We start from the raw sequence: 1,037 nt of genomic DNA on the forward strand, positions 1-1,037 counted from the left end.
ACCGTGTCGGTCCCCTCATTGGCGGCCTCGGTGACGAGGTCGCCGGCATGGTCGACGATATAGGTGTCGTCGCCAACCCCACCGATCAAACGATCGGCCCCAAGTCCACCATTCAGCACATCGTTGCCGACACCGCCGGAAAGCGTATCGGCGGCAGCGCCACCCGTGATCGTGTTGGCGAGATCATTGCCTGTTCCGGCAAAGGCTGCCGTACCGAAGTAGGTGAGGTTCTCGACATTGGCCCCCAGAGTGTAGGCGGCCAATGTCGTCCAAATCGTGTCGATCCCTGCATCGGCCGCTTCGCTGACAAGGTCGCCGGCATTGTCGACGACATAGGCGTCGCCACCCGCCCCACCGATCAAGCTGTCGGCGCCAATTCCACCATTCAGCACATCATTGCCGGCACCGCCGGTGATCGTGTTGGCCAGCGCATTGCCGGTGCCGGTGAAGTTGGCCGATCCCGTGTAGGTCAGGTTCTCGACATTGACCAAGGCGGCGATCGAGTAGGCTGCAAGCGCCGTGCGGATTTCGTCGGTGCCGCCGCTGACCAGCTCGGTGATCACGTCGCTCGCACTGTCGACAATATAGATGTCGTTGCCGGCGCCACCGTTCAGCGTGTCGTTGCCGGCGCCGCCGTCAAGCGTGTCGTTGCCGGCGCCGCCGATGATCGTATTGGCGAGCGCGTTGCCGGTGCCGGTGAAGCTGGCGGATCCCGTATAGAACAGGTTCTCGACATTGTTGCCGAGCGTATAGCTTGAAAGCGCCGTCTTGACCCAATCGGTTCCTTCATTCAGCCCTTCGGTGACCACGTCGCCAACGTTATCGACAATATAGATGTCGCCGCCCGCTCCGCCGATCAATATGTCCGCGCCTGCCTTTCCGTCCAGCGTGTCGGCACCTGCCCCGCCCTTGATCGTGTTGGCGAGGTCATTGCCGGTCCCGGTAAAGGCCGCCGTGCCGGTATAGGTGAGGTTCTCGACATCGCTGCCAAGCGTATAGTTCGCCAATGCCGTGCGAACCGTGTCGGTCCCCTCATC

General features: G+C 62.1%; 1 protein-coding gene. It reads right to left on the minus strand.

Going from position 1 to position 1,037, the window contains the following annotated elements; all coding sequences use genetic code 11:
- The coding region (locus AF337_RS13815; protein WP_160320302.1) for a calcium-binding protein at positions 1-1,037 on the minus strand (1,037 nt) is incomplete at both ends.

Origin of the sequence: Rhizobium ecuadorense (assembly GCF_001187535.1) — a bacterium.
GTDB classification, from domain to species: domain Bacteria; phylum Pseudomonadota; class Alphaproteobacteria; order Rhizobiales; family Rhizobiaceae; genus Rhizobium; species Rhizobium ecuadorense.